Annotated in this window: 20 protein-coding genes and 1 tRNA gene; 10 read left to right on the forward strand and 11 right to left on the reverse strand. The window is 64.8% G+C overall.

Going from position 1 to position 24,162, the window contains the following annotated elements:
• Positions 1-58 precede the first annotated feature (58 nt).
• Positions 59-3,949 (reverse strand): PAS domain S-box protein, encoded by a 3,891-nt coding sequence (locus CK215_RS22850; protein WP_245418770.1) that lies wholly within the window; start codon positions 3,947-3,949, stop codon positions 59-61.
• A 243-nt stretch (positions 3,950-4,192) separates the two neighbouring features.
• Here CK215_RS22850 and CK215_RS22855 point away from each other — a divergent pair, with 243 nt between their 5' ends.
• The 4 genes from CK215_RS22855 to CK215_RS22870 all read left to right on the forward strand — a co-directional run bounded on the left by CK215_RS22855 (position 4,193) and on the right by CK215_RS22870 (position 6,177).
• Positions 4,193-4,654: a phasin gene (locus tag CK215_RS22855; RefSeq protein WP_067327297.1), complete on the forward strand. Its 462-nt coding sequence runs from the start codon at positions 4,193-4,195 to the stop codon at positions 4,652-4,654.
• A 342-nt stretch (positions 4,655-4,996) separates the two neighbouring features.
• Positions 4,997-5,073, forward strand: a tRNA-His gene (locus CK215_RS22860).
• A 148-nt stretch (positions 5,074-5,221) separates the two neighbouring features.
• Positions 5,222-5,521, forward strand: coding sequence for a hypothetical protein (locus tag CK215_RS22865; protein WP_095832251.1), 300 nt, complete (start codon positions 5,222-5,224; stop codon positions 5,519-5,521).
• 401 nt (positions 5,522-5,922) lie between these two features.
• Positions 5,923-6,177, forward strand: coding sequence for a DUF768 domain-containing protein (locus tag CK215_RS22870; protein ID WP_067327302.1), 255 nt, complete (start codon positions 5,923-5,925; stop codon positions 6,175-6,177).
• Between the two features lie 44 nt (positions 6,178-6,221).
• Here CK215_RS22870 and CK215_RS22875 read toward each other — a convergent pair whose 3' ends face one another.
• Together CK215_RS22875 and xseA are read right to left on the reverse strand one after the other, a co-directional pair.
• Positions 6,222-7,340 carry a P1 family peptidase gene (locus CK215_RS22875; protein ID WP_095832252.1) on the reverse strand — a complete coding sequence of 373 codons (1,119 nt, stop codon included), beginning with the start codon at positions 7,338-7,340 and terminating at the stop codon, positions 6,222-6,224.
• A gap of 1 nt (position 7,341) precedes the next feature.
• Positions 7,342-8,907: an exodeoxyribonuclease VII large subunit gene (xseA, locus tag CK215_RS22880; protein WP_095832253.1), complete on the reverse strand. Its 1,566-nt coding sequence runs from the start codon at positions 8,905-8,907 to the stop codon at positions 7,342-7,344.
• A 122-nt stretch (positions 8,908-9,029) separates the two neighbouring features.
• Here xseA and CK215_RS22885 point away from each other — a divergent pair, with 122 nt between their 5' ends.
• Positions 9,030-11,258, forward strand: a complete 2,229-nt coding sequence (locus tag CK215_RS22885) for an EAL domain-containing protein (RefSeq protein WP_095832254.1) — start codon at positions 9,030-9,032, stop codon at positions 11,256-11,258.
• A 4-nt stretch (positions 11,259-11,262) separates the two neighbouring features.
• On the opposite strand, the gene CK215_RS22890 is transcribed toward CK215_RS22885, so the two are convergent.
• Positions 11,263-12,219, reverse strand: a complete 957-nt coding sequence (locus CK215_RS22890; RefSeq protein WP_066989268.1) for a LysR substrate-binding domain-containing protein — start codon at positions 12,217-12,219, stop codon at positions 11,263-11,265.
• A 237-nt stretch (positions 12,220-12,456) separates the two neighbouring features.
• On the opposite strand from CK215_RS22890, the gene CK215_RS22895 reads away from it, so the two are divergent.
• Entirely contained in the window at positions 12,457-12,747 is a 291-nt protein-coding gene (locus CK215_RS22895; RefSeq protein WP_095832255.1) for a DUF1127 domain-containing protein, read from the forward strand.
• A 163-nt stretch (positions 12,748-12,910) separates the two neighbouring features.
• On the opposite strand, the gene CK215_RS22900 is transcribed toward CK215_RS22895, so the two are convergent.
• The 4 genes from CK215_RS22900 to CK215_RS22915 form a co-directional block, all read right to left on the reverse strand.
• Positions 12,911-13,795, reverse strand: coding sequence for a DUF937 domain-containing protein (locus tag CK215_RS22900; protein ID WP_095832256.1), 885 nt, complete (start codon positions 13,793-13,795; stop codon positions 12,911-12,913).
• 100 nt (positions 13,796-13,895) lie between these two features.
• Positions 13,896-15,269, reverse strand: a complete 1,374-nt coding sequence (locus CK215_RS22905; RefSeq protein ID WP_095832257.1) for a glutamate--cysteine ligase — start codon at positions 15,267-15,269, stop codon at positions 13,896-13,898.
• Between the two features lie 105 nt (positions 15,270-15,374).
• Complete coding sequence (locus tag CK215_RS22910; RefSeq protein ID WP_095832258.1) at positions 15,375-16,109, reverse strand: 16S rRNA (uracil(1498)-N(3))-methyltransferase; 735 nt, start codon at positions 16,107-16,109, stop codon at positions 15,375-15,377.
• A 31-nt stretch (positions 16,110-16,140) separates the two neighbouring features.
• A complete protein-coding gene (locus tag CK215_RS22915) occupies positions 16,141-16,788 on the reverse strand; it encodes a hypothetical protein (RefSeq protein WP_095832259.1) in 648 nt (215 codons plus the stop codon).
• An 88-nt stretch (positions 16,789-16,876) separates the two neighbouring features.
• On the opposite strand from CK215_RS22915, the gene CK215_RS22920 reads away from it, so the two are divergent.
• Both CK215_RS22920 and CK215_RS32285 read left to right on the forward strand, forming a co-directional pair.
• Positions 16,877-17,575: a type 1 glutamine amidotransferase gene (locus CK215_RS22920; RefSeq protein WP_095832260.1), complete on the forward strand. Its 699-nt coding sequence runs from the start codon at positions 16,877-16,879 to the stop codon at positions 17,573-17,575.
• A gap of 288 nt (positions 17,576-17,863) precedes the next feature.
• The gene (locus CK215_RS32285; RefSeq protein ID WP_275955501.1) at positions 17,864-17,995 is read left to right on the forward strand and encodes a hypothetical protein; all 132 of its coding nucleotides are present in this window, start codon (positions 17,864-17,866) and stop codon (positions 17,993-17,995) included.
• Positions 17,996-18,041: 46 nt separating this feature from the next.
• Here the strand turns inward: CK215_RS32285 and CK215_RS22930 are convergent, their stop codons facing one another.
• The 3 genes from CK215_RS22930 to CK215_RS22940 are packed head-to-tail and all read right to left on the reverse strand — an operon-like array spanning position 18,042 to position 20,841.
• The gene (locus tag CK215_RS22930; RefSeq protein WP_095826931.1) at positions 18,042-18,818 is read right to left on the reverse strand and encodes a metallophosphoesterase; all 777 of its coding nucleotides are present in this window, start codon (positions 18,816-18,818) and stop codon (positions 18,042-18,044) included.
• Between the two features lie 59 nt (positions 18,819-18,877).
• Positions 18,878-20,014 (reverse strand): alpha-hydroxy acid oxidase, encoded by a 1,137-nt coding sequence (locus CK215_RS22935; RefSeq protein ID WP_095832261.1) that lies wholly within the window; start codon positions 20,012-20,014, stop codon positions 18,878-18,880.
• Between the two features lie 23 nt (positions 20,015-20,037).
• Positions 20,038-20,841 (reverse strand): FCD domain-containing protein, encoded by an 804-nt coding sequence (locus CK215_RS22940; protein WP_067327345.1) that lies wholly within the window; start codon positions 20,839-20,841, stop codon positions 20,038-20,040.
• A gap of 208 nt (positions 20,842-21,049) precedes the next feature.
• On the opposite strand from CK215_RS22940, the gene CK215_RS22945 reads away from it, so the two are divergent.
• Positions 21,050-22,366, forward strand: a complete 1,317-nt coding sequence (locus CK215_RS22945; RefSeq protein WP_095832262.1) for a DUF3422 family protein — start codon at positions 21,050-21,052, stop codon at positions 22,364-22,366.
• 286 nt (positions 22,367-22,652) lie between these two features.
• On the forward strand, positions 22,653-24,149 hold the full coding sequence (locus CK215_RS22950; protein WP_095832263.1) for an FAD-linked oxidase C-terminal domain-containing protein: 1,497 nt from the start codon (positions 22,653-22,655) through the stop codon (positions 24,147-24,149).
• Positions 24,150-24,162 lie beyond the last annotated feature (13 nt).

Here is a 24,162-nt window from a genome sequence, read left to right on the forward strand (position 1 = left end):
TTCCAAGGCGTCCTCCAGGGCGCCTTTTTCTTTGGCCGAAGCTCGGTCTTGCGGATCGTTATTCGGCCAGCACGCGCGTCGATGGGAAGACGACCTCGACCAGCGTGCCTTCGCCAGGTGTCGATGTGATAGTGAAGCGGGCTCGGTTGGCCTCCACCATCGCCTTGGTCAGAGGCAGCCCGAGGCCGGTGCCGTCGCCGCGGCCGCGTTTGAGCGCATTGATCTGCTTGAAGGGCTTCAATGCCTGCTCGATCTCGGCCGGCGTCATGCCGATGCCGGTATCGCGCACGCGCATGACGACGTCGCCGGAGGTCTCGTAGGCGGTGGACACGATAACCTGGCCGCCGGCCTGGGTATAGCGGATGGCGTTCGACAGTATGTTTAACGCAATCTGGCGCACACTCCTCAAATCCGCCACCACTTCCGGCAGCCGCGAGGCGAAGCTCGAGCGGATGATGACGCGCTCGCGGTTGGCCTGCGGCTGCATCATCGCTACCGTTTCGGCCAGCGTGTCGTTGAGCGACACCGCCTCATAGGCCATCTCCTGCTGGCCGGCCTCGATCTTGGAGATGTCGAGCAGGTCGTTGACGAGGTCGAGCACATGGTTGCCCGAACGGTTTATGTCGCGCAGATAGTCTCGGTAGCGGTCGTTGGCCACCGGTCCGAACTTCTCGTCCACCATCAGTTCGGAAAAGCCGATGATGGCGTTGAGCGGCGTGCGGATCTCATGGCTGATGCGGGCCAGGAAATCCGTCTTCTGCGAGGAGGCGCGCTCGGCCACGGCGCGCGCCTGGGTGAGGTCTTCCTCGGCCCGCTTCCACTGCGTGATATCGCGTACGACGGCGCAGAAGCCGCTGTCGTTGGGCAGTCTGCCGATGGTCATGAACAGCGGGATGAAGCGCCCTTGCGCCTCGCGGCCGATCACCTCGCGCCCGTCGTTCAGCAAGCTCGCCACGCCAGGTTCGGAGAGGCCGACGAGATAGTCGCGCGCCGCGCGCTGGCTCTCGATGGCGAACAGCGAGGCAAAGGGCTTGCCGGCGATCTCGTCGCTGTCGAAGCCGAACAGGGCTTCAGCCGGGCGGCTGATCGAGCGGATGTTGCCGTCGCGGCCGATCAGCACCACGCCGTCGGTGGCGGTGTCGATGATGGTGCGCATTTCGGCGATGCGCGACTTCAGTTCGGACACGTCCGGCTGCTGGTTCGGCTCGTCATTGGCCGCGCTGAGATGCGAGGAGGGCGCCTCGTCCTCGCCCGAGCGACGCACCACCAGCATCAGCGCCTTGCCGCCGCGCCACGGCACCGAGCGCAGGAGCGCATTGATCGGGAATTCCTGGCCCTGGCGGGTTGTGAGCTTCAGCGAACGGTCACTTTCGTCAGTCTCGCCATCATCGGCGTAATGGTCGGCGAACAGCGCGCCGAGCCCGCCGGCATCGGCAAGGTCTTCCAGCGCGTCGTAGCCGGTGAGTTCGAGGAACGCCTCATTGGCATAGTGCAGCACGTCGCCGGAATGGATGAGCAGCGGCACAGGCAGCCTGGCGAGGATGGACGTATCAGGAGCCCTGCCTCCTTCCCCGGTTGAGAAAGCCGAGGGCACGAAGCCCTCGAGCTTGAGCGGCGGCACCCTGAGGCGCGGCCTTTCCGGCCGCGCTTTCGCTTCGCCAGGCTGTTCAGGCGCGGGCAGGGCGCCGTCCCGGTCGGAACCGGCCCAGTCCTCGCTGTCTTCCGCGTCGCGAAAATCGTCGGCGGTCATACCGTCGTCGTCGCCAGCGCCTGCCTCTGGGGCAGGCGCTTCGGCTGCCGGCCGCTCGGCCGTCGATTCGGCTGCCCTGTCCGCCGCTGCGGTTTGGCGGGTGTCGGAACCCGCCGCTTCCTGCGCTTCATCGGCGGCTTTCTCGCGCCCGGCATAGTTGAGCAACGAGCCGGAGGCAGCGGGCGTTTCGTCTTTTCCAGCGGCTGTCTCGGGAACATCGAGGCCGTCGAGCCGAGCCAGATCCTTCTGATCTTCCGCCTCGGTCTCCGCTTCGGCCGTACCAATGGCCTCGCTGTCTTCCGGTTTGGCCGGCTCAGGCGAGGTGGCGTCAGTCGCGTTCAGATCGGAGTGGTCGGTCTTCCTCTCACCGGTCGGTTGTTCGGCCGTGGGAGCATTGTCGGCGGTTGCAGCCGCATCTGGTTGCTTTTGAGCACCCGCGGTTACGCCGCTTGGCGGCTCGGCCGGGCCGGAACTGTCCTTCCGCAGCCGCTCGCCGATTTCGCGAAAGGCGCTGCGCTCGAGGATCGACAGCCCTTTCTCACTCGTCGGCCTGTCATTTCCCGGCTGCTTGTCGTTGGCCGGCTGCCTGTGCTCGGCCAGCCGGATCACCTTGTCGGCATAGCGGCGCTCCGGCTTGGGCACGATGGTCAGCGCCGGCACTTCGCCCAGGAACGGGTCGGCAGGTTTCGCCGGCTCGGCCGCGGGTTGCCCGGCGGCAGGTTCGGGTTCTGTCGGAGCGGCGCCATTGGGCACCAGCGCCATGCCGAGCGCTTCCGGGTCGACAACGGCGTCGGCGCTGCGCGCGACGCCGAAGCCGCGGAAACCTTCGAAGGCGCGGCTGCGGCCATAGACCGGCAGCGCCGCAAGATCGACGGGGATCTTCAGGTCCGTGCCCGCCACCGGCCACAGCACCGAGCGTCCCGACCAGGTATCGCGCCGCTCGAGCAGAGTGGCGATCTCGCCCGATGCGTCGAGGCCGAAAGTCGTGGCGACATCCCTGAAGCGGCGACCGATCACATCGGCGGCGGGTTTGCCGACGATATCGGCGAATTCCGGCGACAGCGCGCTGAACTTACCTTCGGCGTCGGTCCGCCAGACGAAACGCAGCGGCGGCGCCGAACGGTCGATGTTGCGCGCTGCGCTCGGCTCAGCCGCCGCCGTTCCGGCCGTGTGCTGCCGGCTTGCGGCCGCGACTTCCGCCGGTCCGATCTGTGGCGGCCTCTCCGGCCCCTTCACGTCGTCGCCGCCGGCATTGAAATACCAATGGTCATGCTGCGCCGGGCCGGCACCGCCTACCAGCGCAGCATCCGGCGCGTGGTCGGCCGTGGTCGCGGTCCTTTGCGTTGGCTGGGCCTCATCCGCGGCCGCCGGCGGGACCGCGTCTGCCTTTTCGCCCGTTGCCGCGGCCGGAGACTGGGTATTGTTCTCTCGGCTCGGCTCGGCGCTGACTGTGGTGTTTTTGTCTTCGGAGACGGTGGGCGCGCCTTCCGGCGCTGCCGACTTACCGGCGTCGGGCTGGTCGTTCCGCTCGCCGTCGAACTGGTCTTCGTCGATCACCACTAGGAGATGGCGCGCGTCGGTCAAGCGCGCAAAGCCGGCCGGGTACGAGGTGCTTGCGCCGGGAACAAGCCGCTTGACGATGCGGTCTCCAACACTTGCCACGTCCGCGACCAGGGCAGCGAGCGTCTCCGGCCTGATGCCGAGCGCGGCAAATCCCTCCGAAGCCGCCTCGACATGGCCTTGGGCATCGACGAAGGCGATGAAATGTCCGGCCTCAGTGAAGCCGCCAATGGCGCGGCTGGCGATTTCGGCGGCGCCGCGCGAGCCGGTCTGCGCCGCGGGCATCGCCAGCATGATCGCCTTTTCGCCGTCCGGCATCGTTACCGCGCTGGCGACCAAGCCGACGGGGCGGCTGACCATGCCGGTCGCCAGCCGCACGGTGACGGCGCGGTCGCTGCCGATATCCGGAAAGCCGCTGGTCGCCATGATCTGCCGCCTGGCAATTAGCGGCAGCCGCGCGGAAGCGCCGATGATCGCTTCGATTTCCGGATAGCCGAATACCGCGGCACCTGGCCCGTTGGCCCAGATCACCTGCTCGAGGTCGGCCGACAGTATGGCAAGCGCGTCGCCGGCGGCGAAGCGCTGGCGCACCGCGTCGAGCACGGCGACGTCGAGGAAGGAGTAGTTTTCAGGCGGCACTGGCGGACCTTCCAGGCGGGCTTTTTGAGTTAACGCTTTGTTAATAAAAGCGTACGGGACCAAGGTCCACAAGCCATGCCGTGTATCGGCCGAAATCTCTGGGCTCTTGGTTAATGGCGGGGCGATTTTTTTATGGTGCAGTGCAACAAAGATATTGCAATGCACAAAACTTGCCTTTATATTGCCATCATACATGAACGAGACGGCTTTCCGTCAAAGCCGCTGCCCTTGAAAGGTTGGAAAATGTCCAAGACTGCCAAGACCGCTGAGACCATCGAGAACGTTGAATTCCCGAGCTTTGACGCTTCCAAGGCCACCGACCAGATCCGCGCCTTCGCCGAGAAAGGCGTCGAGCAGTCGAAAGAGGCCTATACCAAACTGAAGAACGGCGCCGAGGAGACCCAGAAGGTTCTGGAGTCGACCTACGAGACCGCCAAGACCGTTTCCGGCGATGTCTCGCTGAAGACCATCGCCATCCTTCGCGCCAATGCCGAGGCCAGCTTCTCGCACCTTGAAGCCCTGGTCGGCGCCAAGACGCTGTCGGAAGTCGTCGAGCTGCAGACTGCCTTCCTGCGCAAGCGCGCCGAGATGGCCGTCGAGCAGGCCAAGGACTTTCAGGCCGTCGCCTCCAAGGCTGTCGAGGACGTCTCGAAGCCGGTGAAGACCGCTTTCGAGAAGGCGTTCAAGGACATCAAGGCGGCCTGATTTCAGGCGTAACTCAACGATGCATCAAAACGTCGCATTTCGTCAGACAAATAGATGTGCGATGAATTGATGAGATGAATACCCGGAGTGTGAAACCTCCTCCCTTTGCTCTCCGGGGTGACCAGCCAGCTCCTCCTCCCGCTGGCTCGTAACAGGAAAAGGCCGGCACCTCCTCCCGCCGGCCTTTTCTTTTGCCCAATCGGGACTGCGCGGGTTCGTTCATCGGATCTTTGCCTCATCAAAGGCCTTGAATTAGACTCCGATAATCCGTATTGGACGCATCGCCGACGACGGAGCGGACGCGGGGAATGATTTCTCCTCGGATTGCGCTCAGGCGGATGTGCCGTTGTAGCTCAGTTGGTTAGAGCACCAGATTGTGGATCTGGGGGTCGCTGGTTCGAGCCCAGCCAACGGTACCATCGATTTCCTGGCGGTCACGTCGCTTTTCCGGCCGCCGCGTCCCATTCCTCTATTGGGTGACGAAGCATCGCCGGGCGACGAAGGGCAGCTCAGGCTGAGCAGCCCGCGCACCTCGCAGAAGGCCAGGCTCAGCTCATAGCCGGTCTGATGGCCGACGGCCTCGTTCTGCGCCATCGTGAAAAGACCGCGCAGGACGCTGACAACCAGCAGTATCAGAGCCGTGTTCCGAAGCGCCTGTTCGGCAGCCGTCCCGCCGCCCGCAACCATCACGCCCTGCGCCTGGTCGATGGCGCGCCGCAACGAATGTGGAATGAGAAGCTGCAGCGTCGCGGCAACGAAAGTCGAGGCGATGGTGATCGCCACCTGCCAAGTATGGCGCAGCGTCATGCCCAGATGCGCAGCAGGGTGCCGAGACCTTCCCCGAAAGGCTGTCCGCCGCCCGCCTGACGCGGCGGAAAGAAGCAGGCACGACGATCAGAGTCGACATTGTATGGGGATATCACTATATAGCGGCGGCTTTCGGTTTGTCGCACCTTGGCTGCGCCTGCGAGATCGCCGTAAATGCGTGGTGTTGTGACGGAAATCGGTCTGAAAAACCGGAAGAAAGCAAGTAAAAACAACAGAGCGGATCTTTGACGGTCCTGGCCAAAGCATCATCCTCAACAATCTGAACGTGTCCCTCGAACCTTTCCAGTCCTTCGGCTCCGCGGACCCTGAGCAAGGCATCTTGTCCCATTGGCAAGACGTCTTGCCGGCAGAGGCCGACTCGGCTCGAATGGGCCTGCGTCCCGTGGCGGGACGCGAGCGTTCATGACTACCAACCGGCATTGCCGCTAGGGAAAAGCAGTATGAGTGAACATGCGATCGAGTTCTTGCGCGGATGGATTGGCGAAAAGGTCCAATGCCAGCATTCGCCGGTGAAGATCGACGAGCAGGCCGAAACTCTCGCCAAGGAGTGCTGCGCCAAGGCCGCCGAGGAAGGCATCCTTCTGGAAGACATCCAGGAAGAGGTCGGCGACATCCAGGAACTGATCGCTTCGCGCCTTGAGGAAGTCGCCGAAGAGAGCGAGCAACAGACGACGTCGGACAAGCCGTCCGAATAAGATACCGTGCGCGCGGTTTGTCTGACCTCAGCCGAGCGTCCGACTTAGCCGAAATTGTCCTTCAGCCACGCCTTTGGCAGCGCCGGCACGAAATTGCCGTCGCGCCCGGTCATGTCCTCATTGGCGACGAGCGCGTTGAGGATCGCCTCCTCCACCCCTTGCACCACAGCATCGAAGAACGGGTCGATATCGACATCGGGAATGAACTCCGCGCGGGCGACGCGGCCTGAAGCCGCCAGCGCGGCCTCGCGATTGGCGGTCGAGAAGGCAAGAAAGATATCGCCCGAGCTGTGGTAGCCGTAGCCGCCGGTCAGGGCGATGCCGAGCGGCACGCGCCTGGCGAGGCGCTTCATCTGGTGCGGCAGGAATGGCGCATCGGTGGCGACGACGGCGATGATCGAGCCCTTTTCGGCGCGCGGCGTGCCTTCGCGGATCGCCGGCTCGGCGAGTTCCGGCCCGACATGCCGGCCGCGAATGGTGAAGTTGCGCCGCTTGCCGAAATTCGCCTGCACGAACACGCCGAGCGTGTAGCTTCTGTCCTGCCATTCGACGATGCGCGAGGCGGTACCTGACCCGGCCTTGAAGCCGAACGAGATCATGCCGGTGCCGCCGCCGACGCTTCCTTCCTCGATCGCGCCGTCCGTCGCGCCGTCGAGCGCCGAGGCGACATGCTCGAAGCTCACATGGTGGCCGTTGATGTCGTTGAGGAAGCCGTCATAGGTCTCCGCCGCCACCGGAAGGCCCCAGGCGCTGTCGAGCGCAGCCGGCAGCATCCGGCTCATCCAGCGTAGCGCTCCGTCGCGGGTAAGGCCGCAGGAATGGGTGTTGGTGATGGTAACCGGCAGGTTGAAGGCGCCGGTCTCCTCGATGATATGCGTGCCGGTCAGCTCGCCATTGCCGTTCTGGCTGAACACGCCGGCAAACACCGGCGTCGCCAGTTGGCCGACAGGTCTCGGCAGGATCGCAGTCACGCCGGTGCGCACCGGTCCTATCCCGACTTGCAGCGGGCCCCCGCCGGCAATCAGCGTCGTATAGCCGACCGCGACGCCCGGCACGTCGGTGATGGCGTTGAAGCGGCCGGGCGTGCCGTCCAGTGCGACGTTGAACGAGCGCAGGCGCGGCTTGCCCGACGGCGTGCGCAGATGCGGGTCGCTCCTGCTCATTTCAGAACAACGAGCCCTGGTTGCCCGGCTCCTTGGCCTTGCCCGAGGGCTTGGCGGCCAACTTCGGCCGCGCGCCGCCGCTGGTGGCGATGGCCTCTGCATTGCCGTCGGCGAACTCCAGCTGCAGCGCCGCACCCGGCGCCAGCTCCGCGACGCGCTTGACGACGGTCCCATCGGCGTCCTTGACCAGCGCGAAGCCGCGCGCCAGCACGGCCTTGTGCGAGAGCGTGGTGAGCAGCCGGTCGGCCTGGGTAAGAGCGGCACGCAGGCGGTCAAGCCGCCGCGCCGTCGCCTGCTCCTGGCGGCGGGTCAGTCCGGCCAGCGTGTCGGCCTGCAGCTTCTGGCGCCTGACGACCGGCGCCGGCGACAGCCTTGCCGAGTTGCGCTGAAAGCGCGCCCGGCTTTGCCGCACGATTGCGAAGAACGCGGCCCGCGCGCGGGCGATGTCGCGGCCTGTCAGCCTGCGCGTCTCATTGAGGCGACGCGACAAGGTGGCCGGCGCCAGCCGCTGCCGCTCCAGCCTTGCGCGCTTGCGTTCGATGCTCACCGTCAGCCCGCGGCCGAGCCGGCTCGTTGCCTCGTCGAAGCGCCTGCGCGGCAACGCCAGCAGCTGGTCGGGTGAGGGGAGCGCCCGCGCCGCGGCGCGCACCGCCTGGCGCTTGCGATCCAGGTGCCGCGAGGTGCAGGCACTAAGCCGCGCGCCGAGATTTGCCAGTGTCGCTTCGAGCTCCGCCTTGACCGGCACTGCCATCTCGGCGGCGCCCGTCGGCGTCGGCGCCCGCATGTCGGCGACGAAATCTACCAACGTCCAATCGGTCTCGTGTCCGACGGCCGAGATGATCGGAATGCGTGAGGCGGCGACGGCGCGCGCCAGCCCTTCGTCGTTGAAACCCCAAAGGTCCTCGAGGCTGCCGCCGCCGCGCGCCACGATCAGGAGATCGGGCTGGCGGATTGCGCCGTCCCAGGTCAGTGCGTTGAAGCCGTTGACGGCTGCGGTCACTTCCTTTGCGGTCGTGTCGCCCTGGACCCGGACCGGCCACACCAGCACAGTGAGCGGAAAACGGTCCTTGATGCGATGGATGATGTCGCGGATCACCGAGCCCGTGGGCGAGGTGATGACGCCGATGACGCGCGGCATGAATGGTAACCGCCGCTTGCGGCCGGCATCGAACAGGCCTTCGGCCTGCAGCCGCCGCTTGCGCTCTTCCAGCAGGGCCATCAGCGCGCCGGCGCCGGCCGGCTCCAGATTGTCGATAACGATCTGGTAGTTGGATTTTCCGGGATAGGTCGTCAGCCTGCCGCTGGCGATCACTTCCATCCCTTCCTCGGGGCGGAATTTCAGCCGCGCCATCGTGGTCTTCCAGACCACGGCCTCGATCCGCGCACGGTCGTCCTTCAGCGCGAAATAGGCGTGTCCGGAGGAATGCGGGCCGCGGTAGCCGGAAATCTCGCCGCGCACCCGCACATTGCCGAAAGCATCCTCGACCGTGCGCTTCAACGCGCCGGAAATCTCGCTCACCGTATATTCGGTGGCATTGCTGCGTGATTCGGTTGCTGCTTCGCTCATGCTCTGATTGGGGAACGCTTATCGGGCGGCGTCAAGGCAGAGCTGAAATCTCGCTAATATTATAACGCGATCTTAAGCCCGATTTGCTTTGACTGGCGGTAGCAAGAGCCAGCCGGAAACACATGAGCGCAACCGCCAACACCAGACCTTTGACGCATCAGGTGACGCTGACCGTGCTGACGTTGGCGGTCTTCGCGCTGGCCATGGTCGTCGGCTTCGGCTTCTACGCGGCGGCCCAGGCTGACAACGCCTCGCTCGAACGGCAGAAGATATTCATCGACGAGGGTTTGAAGGACCAGATTGCGTCTGTTCAGCGTGAACAGGAAAGCGTTGCGGTCTGGGATGACGCGGTCGACAATGTCAGGGCCGGCAATTGGACCTGGATCGAGGAGAACCTCAGCGTCTGGATGTATACCTATTACGGTCACAACCGGGTCTACATTCTCGATGCCGCCAATCGTCCGGTCCATGCCATGCAGGAAGGTAAGGTGGTCGATGCGTCCGCCTATGGCGATGACGAGCCTGCCTTGCAGCCATCCATCGAGAAGCTGCGCCGCATGCTGGCTGAGCCACAGAAGGCGGACGCTTCCGGCCAGCCGGCCAAGATGGTCGCGGAGGACCTTGTGTCGCTCCAGGGAAAACCGGCGATCCTGAGCGTCATGGCGCTGGTGCCGAGTACGGACCGGGTCACGCAGGCGCCCGGCACCGAATATCTGCATGTTTCGGTGGAGTTCATCAACGAGGCGGTCATCGGCAAGATCGCCAAAAAATATCTGCTCGACGGCGCGCGTCTCGTGCCGCTGTCGCAATCGGTCGGAGCCGCTGCGGTGCCTCTGGTCGATTCCCGCGGTATAATGCTCGGTTATGTCGGCTGGGACCAGGAACGGCCAGGTCTCACGCTGGTGCGCAAGATGGCCCCGGCGCTGGCCTTGGCGCTGCTTGTCGCGGCCGGCGTTCTGGCGTTTCTGCTGCGCAGGCTCCGCCGCGCCTCGTCCGCGCTGCAGACAAGCCAGGACGAGGCGCAATATCTCGCTTTCCACGACACGCTCACCGGCCTGCCAAACCGGGCTTTGTTCGAGGACCGCTTGCGTCGGGCCCTGCTCAGGGCCAGCCAGGATATGGCGGTTCACGAGATGGGAAGGGTGGCGTTGCTTTATCTCGATCTCGACCGTTTCAAGCACATCAATGACACGCTCGGCCATCCGGCGGGCGATGAGCTTGTGCGTCAGACGGCGGCCAGGCTCCAGCACACCGTTCGCGAGGTGGACACCGTGGCGCGGCTGGGCGGCGACGAGTTCGCGCTGATCCTCGTCGACATCCGCGATATCCGTGCCGCCGAGGATATCGCCGAGCGGCTGCTGCAGAAGTTGCAGGAACCGTTCAAGCTCATGGAAGATCAGGTCTTCGTCAGCGCCTCGATCGGCATCGCGCTATCGGACGGCGGCGAAACGGATGCCGACGATCTGCTGCGCAAGGCCGACATCGCGCTTTACGAAGCCAAGAAGAACGGCCGGGGCCGGCACCAGGTCTTCGCCGGTGACATGGACGACCTGCTCTTGCGCAAGCGCACAGTCGAGACCGAGCTTCGCAAGGCTCTCGACGGCGGCTCCGGCATCAGGCTCGCCTACCAGCCGGTGTTCGCGGCGAACGGCAAGACGATCCTCGGCGCGGAGGCGCTGATCCGCTGGGGGCATGACGTGCATGGCGCATTGCCGGCGGCGCAATTCATCGCCATCGCCGAGGAGCGCGGCATGATCGGCCAACTCGGCGCGTGGGTGCTGCAGGAGGCCTGCCGTTTCGCCGTGCGAACCGACCTGCCGTGGCTCGCCGTCAACGTATCGCCGCTGCAGTTGCGCGACGCCGGCTTTCCCGAACAGGTCGCGTCGATCCTTGCCGACACCGGGCTGGCGCCGCAGCGCCTGCAGTTCGAGATCACCGAAAGCGTGCTTCTGGACAACAGCGATGCTTCGAGGGCGGCTCTGACCACCTTGCGGCAGTTGGGCGTCGGCATCGTTCTGGACGATTTCGGGACCGGCTATTCATCGCTCAGCTACTTGCGTCGCCACGCCATCGACAAGCTCAAGATAGACCGCTCCTTCGTGCGGCTTCTCGATGGCGACGGCAACTCGGCCGCGATCGTCAAGGCCCTGATCGATCTTGCCATGGCGCTCGGGGTCGACGTCACCGCCGAGGGCGTGGAGACCGAGGCGCAGAAGATGCTGCTGGTCGCAATGGGCTGCCGGCAACTCCAGGGCTATTTCTTGTCGCCGCCGCTTGAGCCGGTCCAACTGCTCGGCCTTTCTGGTCTAGCTTCGCCGGACGAGATTCAGCCCGCCGCCGCTCGCGCCTGAACCCCTACCATCCAGGCAGGATCTGGTTTGCCTTGGTCCGCTTCATCTTGGCGAAGGCGAGTGCCGCGAAGTCGAAGCTTCCCGTCTCTTCGCTGACCGGCACGGAAATATTGTCCAGGCTTTCCGCAATATGGCGGGCCAGAGCATCGACGATCTCCGGCTGCGAGGTCTGGCCGCGCATGATGCCGATGCGGCAATCCGGCAGCGCGTCGAACCCGTCGGCCTCGCCGAGCACGCGCATGCCGGGCCTGAGGGCGCATTCCGGCAGCACCGAAATGGCGAGGCCGGAAAGCACCGCGGCGGTGATCACGGTCGCCGAGAAGCTGGAGAAGAGGACGCGGTATTCCCGGTTCTGCCGGTCGAGCACGTCGACCGCCGCGCGCCGCCAGATGCAGTTCGGCCGGCCGAACGCCATCGGCAGGATTTCCTGCTCATGCGTGGCGTGGTTGGCCGAGGTGACCCACAGAAGCGGCTCGCGCCGCACCACCTCCGACTGGCCGCGCGTGTCGTTGTGCGTCACCAGCGCGAGGTCGAGATTGCCGCGCTTGATGTGCTCGACCAGGCCCGGCGTCGGCTCGCAGATGACGGTGAGCTCCACACGCGGGTTGGAGCGCGAGAAGCGCGCCATGATCTCGGGCAGGAAGCGGTCGGCATAGTCATCCGGCGTGCCGATGCGTATCGTGCCTTCGAGCCGCTGGTCGTCGAAGGCCGCCAAAGTCTCGCGGTTGAGGTAGATCAGCCGCCTTGCATATGAAAGCAGCCTGTCGCCCTCCTCAGTCAGTTTGTTGGTGCGACCATCCTTTTCGAACAGCGGCTTGCCGATCCGCTCCTCAAGACGGCGCATCTGCATCGACACCGCAGACTGTGTCCGGTGCACCTCCTCGGCAGCCCGCGTGAAGCTGCCGGTGTCGGCAATCGAGATGAAGGTCTGCAACTGATCGAGATCGAGCGGCGCTTTCATCGGTCCAATCCATCATTCGTGTTGATGCTAAAGATTAGAAACATTCGTTGGATTAATCAATCGCGGCGTGGCAAATTGCCATTGTCCACATGAAGGCACAGCATGTCGCCCAAAAGTGGCCTCCGGTGTTGGGGGGCAACGACATGCGTCACGTTAACTGTATCGAGACCGCAACGGCGCTCCTCCCAGGCGCCGATTGCATGGTTTCGTCCGCTCGACTCCGAAGGAGAGACTGACATGACCACGATCGAATTCGCCTCCGAGACCCCGCGCATCACCACGCGTCCGGCCGTTGCGACCCGCGTGCTCAATGCGGTCGCCGATGCGTTTCGCGCCTGGAAAAACCGCCGCGCCTTTTATCGCCTTGGCGAGATGTCCGATGCCGAGCTTGCCGATATCGGACTGACCCGCGCAGACCTCCACGTCGCCGCCAGCGTGCCTTTCGGCCGCGATCCGACGGTGAAGCTGCGCGCAATCGCAGAAGAGCGCGCCGATATGATCGAGGATCTTGCCCGCAAGGTCGCCTGAGCGGCTTCGCCGGCTGCGTTTGCGCTCGCGCTGAACCTTTCGAGGGCTCGGCGCGACCAAGTTTCATGCAGGCTCCCACACTCCCTGCCGGTTCCCGCCGGCCTGCCTGCACATTGCCCGGTTCCCCTCCAGGACCGGGCATTTTTCTTTTGAGTGGAGCGCCCTACCGTCGGTCCATCCCGCGCTTGAACTGGTCGAAGATCGTCTCCATGCCCTTCTGATATTCCTCGCGCTGCTGCGCGCCGGTCTCGAACATCCTGCCGAAGATGTCGTCGAATGGATTTCTCGGCCGGCCGCTCGGATTGGCTTGCGGCTGCGGCTGGGATTGCTGCGGCGCCTGCTGTCCCGCTGGCGTGCCGAAACCGCCGCCTTGCCGCAGCATTTCCTCGAACATCTTGCCCAGCGGATTGTCGCCGTAAGGGTTCGGCGCCTGCTGCGGTTGGCTTTGCGGCTGTTGGGCGCCGCCGCCGAACATGTCTTGCAGCACCTTGCCGAGCGGATTGTCGCCATAGGGATTTGGCGCCGGCTGCGGGGCCTGTGCGCTGCCTCCCGCCTGCCGCATCATCTCCTCGATGATCTCGCCGAAAGGATTGCCGCCGCCACCGAAGCCGCCGGCGGCCTGCATCTGGCTGTTGGTCTGCTTGAACAATCCGCCCATCATCATCGACGCCATCGCCGGCAGCATCTGCTGCAGCACCTGCTGGCTCAGGCCGGTCGCCTGCGCGGCCTGGGCCGCGACAGCGCGTGACAGGTCCTTCGAGCCGAACAGATGGCCGAGAATACCGTTGCCTTCATCGATGCCTTGCGGCGTGAAGGCCCGGGTCGCGTCCTCGAAATACTTGGCGTGCTGGCCGCTCGCCATCGCGGTCATGAAAGCGCCCATTCCATAGGGATCGGCGGTGCTGCGCTGAAGCCCCTGTGAGAAGGCCGGCAGCAGCGCCTGCACCGCGGCCTGCACCTGCTGCATCGACAGGCCAAACTGCTGGGCCAGCGCCTGCATGCCGGCGCCGTTCTGGGCTTGCAAAAAAATATCGAACAGGGAAGGCATGAGATCTCCTCCGCAATATCCTCACGGAAGAGCCTAGTTCGTTTCCTTCACCGAATGAAGCAGCTTTTGCCGAGCCACAGCTCAGGTGGCCGGCGAACGGTCAGTAGGCATATTCCATGAACACCGGCTCGATCGAGCCGCCCCAGCGCGTGTGATATGCCGAAAGCATCTCCTCGGCGCTGGTGGTGCCGCGCGCCACGACCTCGTCGAGCGTGTTGAGGAACGACGTCTCGTCATAGCCGTCGCGGTTCTTCTTGGCGCGGTTCTTCAGACCCGTGCGGGCGATGGCCAGCACGTCGCGGGCAACCTCGCGCAAGGTGGCATTGCGGAACGGCGCCGAAATGCCGTGCTCCGGCACGGCGTTGCGCATCGCCAGCGATTCTTCGTAGGTCCAGCTCGAGGTCAGCGTCTCCGCGGCGTCGAGTGCCTGCTCGTCATAGAGCAGGCCGACCCAGAAAGCCGGCAGCGCGCAGATGCGCCGCCACGGTCCGCCGTCGGCGCCCCGCATCTCGAGGAAGCGCTTCAGCCGCACATCGGGGAAGAGGGTGGAGAGGTGGTTCGCCCAGTCGCCCATTGTCGGCAGGCCGTCGGGCACTTGCGAGCGCGCGGCACCCGCCATGAACTGGCGGAAGGTGTAGCGCGTCATATCGTGATACCGCCCGTCGCGGATGACGAAATACATCGGCACGTCGAGCGCCCATTCGACATAGTCGGCAAAGCCGAAATCCGGCGCGAAGCAGAATTCGAGCATGCCGGAGCGCTGGTCGTCGGTGTCGCGCCAGATGTCGCCGCGCCAGCTCTGCAGCCCGTTCGGCCGGCTCTCGGTGAAGGGCGAATTGGCGAACAGCGCCGTCGACAGCGGCTGCAGCTTCAGCGACACCTGCATCTTGCGGCGCATGTCGAATTCGCTTTCGAAGTCGAGATTCACCTGGATCGTGCAGGTGCGATACATCATGTCGAGGCCCTTGGAGCCGACCTTCGGCATGTAGCGAGTCATGATCTCGTAGCGCGACTTCGGCATTTTCGGCGTTTCGGCAAGCGACCATTTTGGGCTGCCGCCGAGGCCGAGGAAGCGGATGCCGAGCGGCTCGGCGATCTCGCGCACCTGCGCCAGATGCGCGTTGCCCTCGCGGCAGGTCTGGTGGATCGTCTCCAGCGGCGCGCCGGAGAGCTCGAACTGCCCGCCCGGCTCCAGCGAGATCGCGCCCTGGCCTGTCGGCTCGACCAGGCCGATGATGCGGCCGGCATCCATGATCGGATCCCAGCCGAGCTTTTCCTGCATGCCTTCCAGGATGGCGCGGATGCCGCGCTCGCCGCCATAGGGCACCGGCGCGTTGCCATCGACATAGAAGGGGAACTTCTCGTGCTCGGTGCCGATCCGCCATTTGTCGCGCGGCTTGTTGCCGGCCGCCAGATAGCCGACGAGTTCTTCGATGCCTTCGATGGGCTGGATATCGGTTGTGTCGCGCGCCATAAGAAAGCCCTCCGCAGCCGTCAGCTAGCCGCCGGGCGCTAGATGGACGAAATGCCAGTAGCCGATCAAGCGAAAAATCCTGAGCCACGCCTCAACTGGATTTGATCACCAGTCGCCGATCGTCGCCTGGATCGCCGCGAGCGCCGCGACCGCCGCGGTGTCGGCGCGCAGGATGCGCGGCCCGAGCGGAATGGCGCTGACGAAGGGCAGCGCCCGCAGCATCCTGCGCTCGTCATCGGAAAAGCCGCCCTCCGGCCCCACCAGCAGCGCGAGTTTCTTCTCGCTTACCTTCTGCAAGGCTGGCAGTGGATTGTTGGTCGAGGCATCCTCGTCGCAGAAGATCAGCCGCCGTTCCTTGTCCCAGCCGCCGAGCAGCCGCTCCAGCTTCTCTGCTTCGCACACCTTTGGCACCGCCAGGATGCCACATTGCTCGGCCGCTTCGACGACATTGGCGCGCAGCCGATCAATGCCAGGCTTGGCCACTTGTGTGTGCTGAGTGATGACCGGTTGCAGGATGCCGGCGCCCATTTCGACCGCTTTCTGCACCAGATAGTCGAGCCGGCCCTGCTTCAGCGGGGCGAAGCAATAGACAAGATCGGGCAGCGGCGGCTGCGGCCGCTGCAGGGTAAGCACCTTGAGCCGCACGGCTTTCTTGGTCTTGCCGGCGATCGAAGCCGACCACTCGCCGTCGCGGCCGTTGAAGAGCAGGACCTCCGCGCCTTCGCCGAGCCGCATCACATGCGCGAGATAGTGGCTCTGCTGCTGTCCAGCATCGAATTCGAAGCCCGGTCCGAGATCGTCCGGCACGAACAGCCGCTGCATTTTGTAGTTGGCGCGCATGGCCGAGCAATGGGCGAGGCGCGGGTTGTCGTCAAGTATCGGCGGACGGATGCCAGACCGGCGCGTAACCATGTCTCAGCACCGAAACACTTGTGGCAGGCGTGAGCAGTCGCAGCGATCGCCCGGCGAGGCGATTGAACAAGACGGGCTCGGCATAGCCTGCGAAGGACCATTCGAGCGCCTTGCCGGCGCGGAGCGCATAGGCGGTCTCCCCCTCGGCCACGACTGCTCCATCCGGCAAACCGGCGAGTTCGTCCGATGAGACGGCCGGCGGACGCCCGCCGGAGGCCAGCCGCTCCTTGTGCAGCCGCTTGTCGACCATCGGCGCGCGCGGTTCGGCAATGCCGAAGACCTTTCCGAAGCGCCGCACGAAATCTCTCGCTTGGTCGCGCCGGCAGTAGAAGCAGGGCCGGTGACCGGCCGCGAGCGCCGTCACCTCGTCGAGAAAGAACAGCTCGGTCCAGCCGGCCTTTCCTCCAGGCCGATTGCGGCCCATCGGCTCGCGTCGCACGCCGCGGAATTGGCAGACGCAGATGATCCAGGCCGGCAGCGCCCAACGCTTCGTCAGAAGCGTTTTAGTCTCGGGGTCATGGATGATACCGCGATTGCCGGTGAAGAGGCCGCGCTCGGGCACGGCATGGATGACGCCGAACGGATCGACCCGGTTCTGCAGTGGCATAGCTTTCTCTCCGGCGCGCGGCTTGGCTGAAACCGAGGCGGCATGATATCGCTCCCACCGTCATTTTCATGTCAGCAGGGATTCGCGGATGCGGGTGCTGGTGGTCCAGAACTACGACAATACCGGCCTCGGCCAAGTCGGCGCCGCTCTCGCGGAGGCTGGCGCCGAGCTTGACTTGCGCCGCCCCTACCAAGGCGATCCGCTGCCCCGGGACGCGAACGGTCACGATGCCATGGTGGTTCTGGGCGGGGGGCAGAATGCGCTGGCCGACGACGACTATCCCTATTTTCCCGCCTTGCTCGAATTGACACGCGATTTCGCCGGCAAGGACCGATCGGTGCTTGGCATCTGCCTCGGCGGCCAGCTCGTCGCCCGCGCCTTTGGCGCCGACAACCACATCGGCGGTGCGGTTGAATTCGGCTGGTGCGGGGTGTCGCTGACGGCCGAAGCCAAGCACGACCCTGTTCTCGGCGCCTTGCCGGAAAAGTTCCCGACTTTCCAATGGCACGACGATACGTTCGACCTGCCCGAGAAGGCCGTGCGGCTTGCGGGCAATGATGTCGCGGCGAACCAGGCTTTTCGTATTGGCCGCGCCGTCTATGGCTTCCAGTTCCATTTGGAGGCGGATCGCCCGCTGGTGCGCGACTGGAGCACCTCCTTCGCGGCGCTGATCGCCGAGCGCCATCCCGACTGGACCGGCAGGCTCGACTACGAGATGGCTAGCAACGGACCGCACGCCGACGCCGCAGGGCTCGCGATCGCGCGTGCATGGGTGGCGACGATCTGACCGTCGCACCGCCGCGGAGCGTGACATAATTGGCACGCGGCGGCAGTTCCGCCTGGGGAAAACGCACTTCATTCTTGGTTTGTGTCCGGCCGCCCGCCTAAGAGGGCGCCCTCTGTATCGTCCGTGCAACCGCGATGAATCTGTTGTGTGATCCAAGCGACACACCGGCGATACAGAATCTGCTTAGAAGCGCGAAATCGTCGAAACATTGAGACGCATTTTATCGTTTCAACGCATTGGTAACCGCCTCGTGCACAGATGCAGAAAGCTCAACCAGAGATGACGTCCGTGAAAGCAGCGCTTTTGTCCTTTGTAATGCTGTCTGCCATCGTCGTGTGCGGCCTCGGCATTTATTCTGCCGACGCTGCAAACAATCACCAGGCCGTCGACGGCTACGGCGTCACCGCCGCGCTTCGCTAGAGCCTGATCCTTCCCGACAAACGGAAAGCTGATCCCACACTTGGGGTCATGGCCAGAACGCCATTCCCTCGACCGTCAGAATGCGCTTTTCAGCGCCGTCAACGGCAAGTGCGCTGAGCGTTCCCGCCTGCCAGGCGAGCGTGTCGAGATTGACGCGGTTGGCCATCACCTCGACGTCCGGCACCGGCGTATGCCCGTGCACGATCACTTTGGGATACAGCCCCGGGTAATCGTGGAAGACGTCGCGGATCCAGATCAGGTCCTGCTCGTTCTGGCTTTCGAGCGGCACCCCCGGCCGGATGCCGGCATGGCAGAAGAAGAAGTCGCCGAAGGACGCTGAAAAGGACAGCGAGCGCAGGAAGTCGACATGGGCTTGCGGCACTGCTTCGACCAGGGCCGCGTGTCCGTGCGCCAGCGCCTCGTCCGACCTGCCGAACCAACTGCTGCCGGTCGAGAGTTTCACCCCGTATGACGCCGCGGTCTGGACGCCGCCATAGCGCATGAACAGACCCTCCGGATCGGGTTTGGCAAGGAATTCGAGCATGCCGATGTCATGGTTGCCGGCAAGCATGATGTTGCGGCGATCACGGCTCCGCGCCTCGATGAGGAATTCGATGACGTTCCTCGAATGCGGTCCGCGGTCGACATAATCGCCGAGATGGATGATGCGCCAATCGGACTTTGGTCCGTACTCCAGATCGCTTGCTATCCGGCTGTGCATGGCGGCGAGCAGGTCATGACGGCCATGCACGTCGCCGATGGCATAGATGCGTATGCCTTTCGGCCCGCGCGCGTCGAGATAGTGGATGCCGGCTTCAGTCAAGGCGACGTCTTCCCGTGTCTGTCATCACGGGAAACTAGGGCGGATCGGTGAATAAGCCCCTAGCGCCGCAGCTGGTCCTTGCCCATGTCGGTTACCAGACGCTTACCGCACAGCGCCAGCGTGATGTCCATCTCCTTGCGGATGATCTCTAGCGCCTTGGTGACGCCCGCCTTGCCCATCGCGCCGAGTCCGTAAAGGAACGGCCGGCCGATATAGGTACCCCTGGCGCCGAGGCAGAGCGCCTTGAGCACGTCCTGACCCGAGCGAATGCCGCCATCCATATGCACCTCGATCCGGTCGCCGACAGCGTCGGCGATCTCTTCCAGCACCGAGATCGAGGAGGCGGCGCCGTCGAGCTGCCGCCCGCCATGGTTGGACACGATGATCGCGTCGGCTCCCGTCTCGGCCGCCATCAACGCATCCTCCTTGTCGAGGATGCCCTTCAGGATCAGCTTGCCGCCCCAGCGCTCCTTGATCCAGGCGACATCCTTCCAGGACAGCTGCGGGTCGAACTGCTCCGTCGTCCAGGACGACAGCGAAGAAACGTCGCCGACACCCTTGGCGTGGCCGACGATGTTGCGGAAGGTGCGGCGCGGCGTGCCCGCTATCCCCAGGCACCAGCGCGGCTTGAGGGCGAGATCGATAATGTTGGCGAGCGTCATCTTGGGCGGTGCCGACAGCCCGTTGCGCACGTCCTTGTGACGCTGACCCAGGATCTGCAGGTCAAGCGTCAGCACCAGCGCCGAGCATTTCGCCGCCTTAGCGCGGTCGATGAGATTGACGACGAAATCCTTGTCGCGCAGCACGTAGAGCTGGAACCAGAACGGCGTCTTGGTCACCGAGGCGACATCCTCGATCGAACAGATGCTCATGGTCGAGAGCGTGAACGGCACGCCGAATTCCTCAGCCGCCTGCGCCGCGAGCATCTCGCCGTCGGCATGCTGCATGCCGGTCAGCCCGGTCGGTGCCAACGCCACCGGCATCGCCACCTTCTCACCGATCATGGTCGATTCCAGCGAGCGGTTGCTCATGTCGACCAGCACGCGCTGGCGGAATTTTATCTTGCCGAAGTCCTCCTCGTTGGCGCGGTAGGTGCTCTCCGTCCAGGCGCCGGAATCGGCGTAGTCGAAGAACATCTTCGGCACCTTGCGGCGCGCCATGTCCTTGAGGTCGGCGATGGTGAGGATGTCGCTCATAATAGTCCCCGCGTGATCAGTGCTTAGGAGCGTTTGCGTGTCGGTTCGATGTCGCCGGCTTCCGAGCGCTGCCTGAGCCTCAGCCGTGACACGCGCTGCCAGTCGCCGCTGCGCTCGGCCTCAGCCATGGAGCGCTCGACATAGGTAATGTGGTCCATCGCCGCCTTGCGGGCGGCGGCAGGATCCGCCGCCTTGATCGCGGCGTGGATCGCCCGGTGCTGCTCAAGCAACGCCTCGCGCGCGCCGGGCACGGTGAAGACAAGCAACCGGTTCTGGAACACGCCTTCGGAGAGCAGCCGGTAGCAGGAGCGCAGCGTGTGCAGGAGGATGATGTTGTGCGCGCATTCGCAGACCGCGTGGTGGAATTCGACGTCGATTTCCGCCTCGTCGTCGAAGTCGCCGGTACGGTGCGCCTCGTCCATGCGCGCCATGATGCGGTCGAGCAGCGCCAGATCCTCGGGCGTCGCTCGCCGCGCCGCGTATTCGGCCGCGATTGCCTCGACCTCGCGCCGGTATTCCAGATAGTCGGTCACCGCCTTGCGGTGCATCGAGATCAGATCGGTCACCGGCTTGGTGAAAAGCTGGCCGATGACGTCGGCGACATGCGTGCCGCCGCCCGGTCTGGTGGTCAGCAGCCCGCGTCCTTCCAGCGCCTTCAGCGCGTCGCGCAGGATCGGCCGCGACACGTCGAACTGACGCGCCAGCTCGCGCTCGCCCGGCAGCCGGTCGCCGGTGCGCAGCACGCCCTCGAGGATCAGGCTCTCGATCTGCTGCACCACCTCGTCGGCGGTTCGCGAATGCTCGATCCTGGAGAAGATATCGCTCAATGGAAGCGCGCCTGGGAACGGAATGGATGTCGCGCAGATCTAAGCCTCTGTCGCCAACTGGTCAAATTATTTATCCAATTCGCCGGATCGGGTCGACTCCCCGTCGGCTCTGTGAATCGGCTGCAGCTGAAATTTGCTGTTTACGGCCCCTGCCGATTGCCGCAAGACAACGCGATTGCACGAAGGGTCGAAACCAGGGGGACCAGCCGTGTCGGACGCCAATCTCGAATTCCAGCCGCGTGCCCAGGGCAGCGTCATGGGCTTTCCGGCCCATGAGGGTCGCCCCGGCGCGCTAGGCGAGGTCCATGCTCGTCCGCACCCGCTGGTCGAGAAGCCGCGCGTGCTCATCCAACTCTCCTTCATGACCGAGGGCGGCTCGGCCGTCGACCTTGCCGTGCTGTCGGACCTGTCGCGGCGCTTGGGCATCGCAGCGCCCGAACGCCATGCCCGCCACCATGCCATGAAATGGGGCAAGGGCACCTTGCGCTGGGAACGGCACACGGAGTTCTCGACCTATCTCTGGGAAGGGCCGCTGGCCGAAAGCAGCCGGGGCCAGGAGGACTCGCCCTTCGGCAACGGCTTCTCGCCGCCGGGAACGGTGATCTCCGGCATCCGGCTCGAAATCCGCAAATGGACGCAGGCGAGCGAGAAGCTGATCGCCGGCTTTGACCCGACCAGCCTCTGCTATTCGCTGGTCGAGCGCGGTGCGGCGGCCATCGTCACGGACTTTCGCCAGGATGGCGACGGGCTGACCCGCATGCTGGTGCTCGACCGCGGCCTGACGCCGGCCAGCACCGGCGCCTTGTCACAACGGCTGATCGACATTGAGACCTACCGGACGCTTGCCATGCTTGGCCTGCCGCTGGCGCTGACGCTGTCTGGCCGCGCCCGCCGCATCGAGGACCGGCTGGCGCAGACGACGCTTGAAATGAAGGCGGCCGAGACCCGCGACAGCCAGACCTTGCTCGCCGACCTCACCGAACTTGCAGCCGAATTGGAGGCCGATGCGGCATCCAGCCTCTACCGTTTCGGCGCCAGCCGCGCCTATGACGGCATCGTCAGCGAGCGGTTGGAGGCGCTCGATGAGGAGTCGGTACAGGGCTACGACACCTGGGCAGGCTTCCTGCAACGGCGCATGGCGCCGGCGATGCGAACCTGCCGCTCGGTGGAGGAGCGCCAAGCGAACCTCTCGCGAAAACTCACCCGCGCCACCACGTTGCTGCGCACCTGGGTCGATGTCGACGTCGAGAAGCAGAACCGCGACCTGCTGGCCTCGATGAACAATCGCGCCAGGCTGCAGTTGCGCCTGCAGCAGACGGTCGAAGGTCTCTCCGTCGCTGCCGTCTCTTATTATGTCGTCGGCCTCATCGGCTATGTCGCCAAAGGCGCGTCGAGCTTCGGCCATGCCTTCGCGCCGGAAGTCGTCACCGCGGCTTCGGTGCCGGTCGCCATCCTGCTCGTCTGGTGGGGCGTGCGCCGCGTGCGCAAGATGCACTCCGAGCCGGCCAAGCATCCGGGCGAGTAAACTTCCCCTCGACCGGGAGATTTCCCGAAGACAACAGAGGGCCGCGGCGCGAGAAGCTCCAGGATCTTCCTCGACGCCAGACGAGCCGGCGGTTACGTGAGGCGAACCCCTGACCGCTTCGCGGCCATCTCCCCTCGAGGGTCCCTCAAGCGGGCAGAAGCCAGCGGCAGATTGCCGCTGCGAAAGCTCGGCCGTCGTTCGCCATCCGATTTCGACCAAAGCAGCGTTTGCAAGGAATGCTCCCGGCTGGTAAAGGATTTTGACCAGTCGAGTAGAGGAGGCTTCGATGCCCGGCCTTGCCATGCCCAAGCCAGATGCCGGGACGCTGCGCAAGCGCGCCGAGATCGTCGCCGACATGCGCATCATCGTGCCGGGCGAGGGCGTTGTCGACACGGCCACCGAGATGCGCGCCTTCGAGAGCGACGGCCTGACCGCCTACCGCCAACTGCCGCTCGTCGTCGTGCTGCCCGAGACGGTGGCGCAGGTCTCCCGCGTGCTGAAATATTGCAACGAGCGCAACATCCGCGTCGTGCCGCGCGGTTCCGGCACGTCGCTGTCGGGCGGCGCGCTGCCGCTCGAAGATGCCGTGCTTCTGGTGATGAGCCGCTTCAACCGCATCCTCGCGATCGACTATCCGAACCGTGTCGTCGTCGCCCAGCCGGGCGTCACCAATCTCGGCATCACCACCGCCGTCGAGCAGGAGGGCTTTTACTACGCCCCCGATCCATCCTCCCAGATCGCCTGCTCGATCGGCGGCAATGTCGCGGAAAATTCCGGCGGCGTGCATTGCCTGAAATACGGGCTTACCGCCAACAATGTGCTGGGCATCCAGATGGTGCTGATGAATGGCGAGGTGGTGCGGCTCGGCGGCAGCCATCTCGATCAGGAAGGCTATGACCTGCTCGGCGTCATGACCGGTTCGGAAGGCCTGCTCGGCGTCGTCACCGAGGTGACGGTGCGCATCCTGAAGAAGCCGGAGACGGCACGCGCGCTGTTGATCGGCTTTCCGACCAGCGAGCAGGGCGGCCAATGCGTCGCCGACATTATCGGCGCCGGCATCATCCCGGGCGGCATGGAGATGATGGATCGCCCGGCGATCCACGCGGCCGAGGATTTCGTCCATGCCGGCTATCCGCTCGATGTCGAGGCGCTGCTGATCGTCGAGCTCGACGGGCCGAGCGTCGAGGTCGATCATCTGATCGGTCTCGTAGAGGCGATCGCTTACCGCAATGGCTCGACCACCTGCCGGATATCGCAGTCGGAGCAGGAGCGGCTGAGCTTCTGGGCCGGACGCAAGGCGGCCTTCCCGGCCGTCGGCCGCATCTCGCCCGACTATTACTGCATGGACGGCACCATCCCGCGCAAGGAGCTGCCGAGGGTGCTCGCCGGCATGCGCGATCTCTCCGAAAAATACGGGTTGGGGGTCGCCAATGTCTTCCACGCCGGCGACGGCAACCTGCACCCGCTGATCCTCTACGACGCCAACGTGCCGGGCGAGCTCGACAAGGCCGAGAGTTTCGGCGCCGACATATTGCGGCTGTGTGTCGAGGTCGGCGGCGTGCTCACCGGCGAGCATGGCGTCGGCGTCGAGAAGCGCGATCTGATGCCCGAAATGTTCAACCAGACCGATCTCGAGCAGCAAATGCGCGTCAAATGCGCCTTCGATCCCAGCCATCTGCTCAACCCCGGCAAGGTCTTCCCGCAGCTCCGCCGCTGCGCCGAGCTCGGCCGCATGCACGTGCATCGGGGCCAGGTGGCGTTTCCGGACATTCCGAGGTTTTGATGGGAACGTCTCA

The sequence above is a fragment of the Mesorhizobium sp. WSM3864 genome, assembly GCF_002294955.1.
Taxonomy (GTDB): domain Bacteria; phylum Pseudomonadota; class Alphaproteobacteria; order Rhizobiales; family Rhizobiaceae; genus Mesorhizobium.

Bases quoted from the DNA above. Each gene is read 5' to 3' on its own strand.
- CK215_RS22855 (WP_067327297.1), top strand. From the start codon at position 4,193: ATGTCCAAGACTGCCAAGACCGCTGAGACCATCGAGAACGTTGAATTC.
- CK215_RS22865 (WP_095832251.1), top strand. From the start codon at position 5,222: ATGGCCGACGGCCTCGTTCTGCGCCATCGTGAAAAGACCGCGCAGGAC.
- CK215_RS22870 (WP_067327302.1), top strand. From the start codon at position 5,923: ATGAGTGAACATGCGATCGAGTTCTTGCGCGGATGGATTGGCGAAAAG.
- CK215_RS22875 (WP_095832252.1), bottom strand. From the start codon at position 7,340: ATGAGCAGGAGCGACCCGCATCTGCGCACGCCGTCGGGCAAGCCGCGC.
- xseA (WP_095832253.1), bottom strand. From the start codon at position 8,907: ATGAGCGAAGCAGCAACCGAATCACGCAGCAATGCCACCGAATATACG.
- CK215_RS22885 (WP_095832254.1), top strand. From the start codon at position 9,030: ATGAGCGCAACCGCCAACACCAGACCTTTGACGCATCAGGTGACGCTG.
- CK215_RS22890 (WP_066989268.1), bottom strand. From the start codon at position 12,219: ATGAAAGCGCCGCTCGATCTCGATCAGTTGCAGACCTTCATCTCGATT.
- CK215_RS22895 (WP_095832255.1), top strand. From the start codon at position 12,457: ATGACCACGATCGAATTCGCCTCCGAGACCCCGCGCATCACCACGCGT.
- CK215_RS22900 (WP_095832256.1), bottom strand. From the start codon at position 13,795: ATGCCTTCCCTGTTCGATATTTTTTTGCAAGCCCAGAACGGCGCCGGC.
- CK215_RS22905 (WP_095832257.1), bottom strand. From the start codon at position 15,269: ATGGCGCGCGACACAACCGATATCCAGCCCATCGAAGGCATCGAAGAA.
- CK215_RS22910 (WP_095832258.1), bottom strand. From the start codon at position 16,109: ATGCGCGCCAACTACAAAATGCAGCGGCTGTTCGTGCCGGACGATCTC.
- CK215_RS22915 (WP_095832259.1), bottom strand. From the start codon at position 16,788: ATGCCACTGCAGAACCGGGTCGATCCGTTCGGCGTCATCCATGCCGTG.
- CK215_RS22920 (WP_095832260.1), top strand. From the start codon at position 16,877: ATGCGGGTGCTGGTGGTCCAGAACTACGACAATACCGGCCTCGGCCAA.
- CK215_RS22935 (WP_095832261.1), bottom strand. From the start codon at position 20,014: ATGAGCGACATCCTCACCATCGCCGACCTCAAGGACATGGCGCGCCGC.
- CK215_RS22950 (WP_095832263.1), top strand. From the start codon at position 22,653: ATGCCCGGCCTTGCCATGCCCAAGCCAGATGCCGGGACGCTGCGCAAG.